At 45.1% G+C, this 4,044-nt stretch carries 3 protein-coding genes and 1 pseudogene; 3 read left to right on the top strand and 1 reads right to left on the bottom strand.

Annotated elements, in window-relative coordinates:
- Positions 1-418: 418 nt before the first annotated feature.
- The 3 genes and pseudogenes from QUB56_RS22600 to QUB56_RS22590 form a co-directional block, all read left to right on the top strand.
- Positions 419-1,087, top strand: coding sequence for a 2OG-Fe dioxygenase family protein (locus QUB56_RS22600; protein ID WP_332958296.1), 669 nt, complete (start codon positions 419-421; stop codon positions 1,085-1,087).
- Between the two features lie 55 nt (positions 1,088-1,142).
- Positions 1,143-1,346: a hypothetical protein gene (locus tag QUB56_RS22595; RefSeq protein WP_332958294.1), complete on the top strand. Its 204-nt coding sequence runs from the start codon at positions 1,143-1,145 to the stop codon at positions 1,344-1,346.
- A gap of 171 nt (positions 1,347-1,517) precedes the next feature.
- Positions 1,518-2,675: pseudogene (locus QUB56_RS22590) on the top strand (RNA-guided endonuclease InsQ/TnpB family protein); the annotation flags it as partial.
- A gap of 146 nt (positions 2,676-2,821) precedes the next feature.
- Here the strand turns inward: QUB56_RS22590 and QUB56_RS22585 are convergent.
- Positions 2,822-4,044, bottom strand: a 1,223-nt coding sequence (locus tag QUB56_RS22585; protein WP_332958292.1) for a cytochrome P450, incomplete at its 5' end; no start/stop codon positions are given.

The raw sequence follows: 4,044 nt of genomic DNA, 5'->3' as shown, positions 1-4,044 counted from the left end.
CACACTTGGGGTCGATGTTGCCGTTTTCCTCCATGCCTGTCAGTCGCTGGTGAAAGCGGTCCATCGATTTTAGATTTGAGATTTTAGATTTTAGATTGGGGGCTTTGAATTACAAGAAGGACAAGCCCCCGGATTCAGTACGTCGCACTTGGGGTCGATGTTGCCGTTTTCCTGCTGGCCTGTCAGTCGCTGGTGAAAGCGGTCCATCGATTTTAGATTTTAGATTTTAGATTTTAGATTGGCGACTTTGAATTACAAGAAGGACAAGCCCCCGGATTTATCTTGCCATCTTTACGATATCTTTGCAATTTTTGTAGTGTCTTTTACGAGATATACAAAAAACTTGCGCTACAGTAGAAGCATATACCTCCTTAAGGCAAAATTGGGGAGGGGAGCAAGGCTTCAGGGATTAAAATCTATGAAAACAGTATTAGAATCCATTCATTTGGATTATGCTTTCATGTTTACTTTCAAAAAAGTAAACTCGATTAAGCTAGAAGGTTTCAAGGAATTTTTTGACGATATGCCTGTGGATCCCTATGTGAAAGGGAAGTATCGTTCGAGAAGATTGTCGCGGTTTACTGTCAATGGAAATGAGTTAGTTAAGTTACCTCACGGCTATTTGTTTCAAAGCAAAAAATACAACCCGCTAGCGGGTGATATCAGGCGGGAATTTGCGGAATTGGACGATCGGCTAATTGCTCTCGATAATTTCAAACAGATGATTTTTGCTTTTTTCGATTCTTGCAAAATTCACCCGGAAGCTGAAATCGGCATCCATCAAATCAGGACGACTTGTTCGCCGCACAATTTCGGAAACCCCGCACCGGAAGGAATTCACAGAGACGGTACTGATTTTATCGGGATTTTCTCGGTCGATCGAACTAATATTGTAGGGGGGGAAACGCATTTGTACTTGGCTAAAAAAGAAAAGCCTGTTTTTAATAAAGTTCTGCAGCCAGGGGAATTGCTGTTGGTTAACGACCACGAGTTTTTCCACTTTACTACGCCGATTAAACCGGAATCTGAAGGGGTGGGAACCAGGGATGTCTTTGTGCTGACTTCTCCGAGTTTGCTTACCGATTGAGGAGAGTTCGGAATTTGGGCGGGACCATCAAGCGTGAGAGCTTTTATAGAACCCATTGGAGCTCTTTTTAGCGATCGCTCACCACAGTCGATCGCTCACCACAGTCGATCGGCTCCCCACAGTCGATCGGCTCACCACAGTCGATCGGCTCCCCACAGTCGATCGGCTCACCACAGTCGATCGGCGCCAAAAGCTCTTTGTGGAAATCCTTCGGTTTAAACTATCGCGATCGATTGGTGTTCTTGTTGGTTGTCTTTAATGCGTTCCCATTAGTCATCGCCCAGGGCGTAACGTCGATTTGCCATAATTTTCCAGTTTAATCATCGAAAAATCTGGGTGGAAACCCCGTCCTTCTAGGACGGCTTTACAAAACCATCTGGCAAAGAGTACATTTTCGCTGTAGAATTAGATATACAGCGAAAACAAAGCTATGTACCTGACTCAAAAGAACCAAATCCGAGATCTGAATAAGACTGAGTTTCTGGCTCTGCGAGAATTGTGCCGACTCAGCAAAAATCTCTACAATGTAGGGCTTTACACTGTTCGGCAATACTATTTTCAAGAACACAAGCACTTGCGCTATGAGTCTGCATACCATTTGTGCAAAGGGAATGAGAACTATCAACTCCTCAATACCGATATTGCCCAGCAAACGCTGAAAGTGGTAGACAGAACTTTTCACAGCTTCTACGGGTTGCTCAATGCGATCAAGTCTGGCTCGTACACCCAAAAAGTAAAACTGCCTCACTACCTGCCCAAAGATGGGTACTTTGTTCTGATAATTCCTCGAATCAAAGTCAAGGATGGGAAGTTTAAGATTCCGATGTCCGCTGCTTTCAAAAAGCAGTTTGGCGAGGTATCTATTCCATTCCCTAACAGACTCGATCCGGCAACGGTTAAAGAGGTTCGCGTTCACCCTAAATACGATGCTCGATTTTTTGAAGTCGAGTTTGTCTCCAAGGCTGAAACTGAGCCTGTTGAAACTATTGCAGGCAGTGCTATTTCGATTGACTTTGGATTGGACAATCTTGCAACCTGCGTTGACACCAATGGGGCATCCTTTATTGTGGATGGTCGCAAAATCAAATCTATTAACCAGTGGTACAACAAAGAAAACGCTAGACTGCAATCCATTAAAGATAAGCAGGGCATTGAACGTCTTACTGAGCGTCAAGCTCGATTGCTGGTTAATCGCAATAATCAGGTCAGAGACTACCTGAACAAAACAGCAAGGTTGATAATTGACCATTGCATTGCCAATAAAATTGAGCGTGTGATTGTGGGTTTCAATTTGGGAATGAAGCAAGAAATTAATATCGGTAGCCACAACAATCAGAACTTTGTTCAAATCCCCCTGTACAGCCTGAGAGGTAAACTCAAAGCGCTTTGTGAGCGTTACGGCTTGATCTGTCAAGAACAGGAAGAATCTTATACCAGCAAAGCTAGTGCTTTGGATGGTGACGATCTGCCCATTTACAACGCCGATAATCCTACAACTTACCGTTTTTCTGGCAAGCGGGTTAAGCGAGGTTTGTATCGGAGTAAGGACGGACATTTGATTAATGCTGATTGTAATGGGGCTGTGAATATTGGACGCAAAAGTAAGCAGAATGGTTTTACCGGACTGTCTAGAGGCTGCGAGAGCGCAGCCATTAAGAATCAAGGTCTATTAAGATTTTGCCCTCTTAAGAATCCCCGTCCGTTCTACGGCGGGGAGTGTCAACGATGGTGGTATCACTTAAGACGATCGTCGAACTTTACTGGTAGCGAATCGAACCCCTTCAAAATTAGAATGGAATGTTTTGTGGGAATAGCTTGCTTATCCGGATCGAACCTGAGATTCGGTAGTCTTCTAAGTAATGTGGTCAAGCAAATAGTTAACTCCATGCGAGCTAAAACCGCTCCCACACAAAAGTGAATTCCTGAACTAAACCCAAGGTGTTCGTTGGGCGTGCGTGTAATATCGAAAACCTCCGGTTCCTCAAACTTCTCGGGGTCATGATTCGCCGCCCCAAGCCCCAGTATGATGGCGCTACCCGCCGCGATGTCCTTACCGCCAATCGTCACGTCTTGTTTGGCAATCCGAAAGAAAAAAGGAACCGAGGTATCGAAACGGATCATTTCTTCGACAGCGCTATTGATCAGAGAAGGATTTTTTTTCAGTTTTTCCAGTTGGTTCGGATGACACAGCAGTGCATTCACTCCATTGGCAATCTGGTCTGTGGTAGTCAAAAGACCTGCAGATAATATCTGAATGCATACAGATGGGAGTTCCTCAAGATTAAACCCCTGCTCTTGGTAGGCCACAATCAGCAGGCTAATCATGTCAGTTCCCGGTTGCCGACGCCGTTGTTCAACCAGTTGTCTGATTAGTGCAGAAAACTGTACGGCTGCCTTGTCAGCCTTGCGTGCCAATTCTGCCATTTCAATAGTTGAGCCACCCACTAGGCCAAATATTTGGGTTATATCCATTGCCCATTCCAGCAGATTCGCTCTGTCGGTTTCTGCCACCCCAAATATCTCAGGAATAATGAACCCTGGTAGTGGTATCGCCAAATCCGATACAACATCCATGCCACCGAGATTTTGAACCTGATCCAACAATCGATCCGTGGTGTTCTGGATAATAGAGCGCCAGTTTTCGATCGCACGAGTTGTAAATCCCTGGTTGGCTAACTTCCGCAGTCGGGTGTGCTCCGGTGGATCTTTCTCACCCATCCAGTTTGATGTCAGATGAAGGAAATTCTGAATCTCTTTAACATCCAAAGAACCTAACTGATTCATCCGCAACGGTCTGCGGTCTGAACTCAAACGCTCATCGCGTACAGCCGCCTCAACATCTCTATAGCGTGTCAAAATCCAGTAGCCTTCAGACTCACAATAGTGAACGGGGTCTTCTGAACGCATCCGTTTGAAGAGTGGATAGGAATTGACCAAAGCTTCGGGTGCAAACAGAT

It is taken from the genome of Microcoleus sp. AR_TQ3_B6, assembly GCF_036702785.1.
Taxonomy (GTDB): domain Bacteria; phylum Cyanobacteriota; class Cyanobacteriia; order Cyanobacteriales; family Microcoleaceae; genus Microcoleus.
Note: the sequence above shows the minus strand (reverse complement) of the source record. Positions and strands in the feature narration are given on the sequence as shown.

What these genes read in the sequence shown, in the direction of transcription:
- QUB56_RS22600 (WP_332958296.1), top strand. Translation starts at nt 419, where the DNA reads ATGAAAACAGTATTAGAATCCATTCATTTGGATTATGCTTTCATGTTT.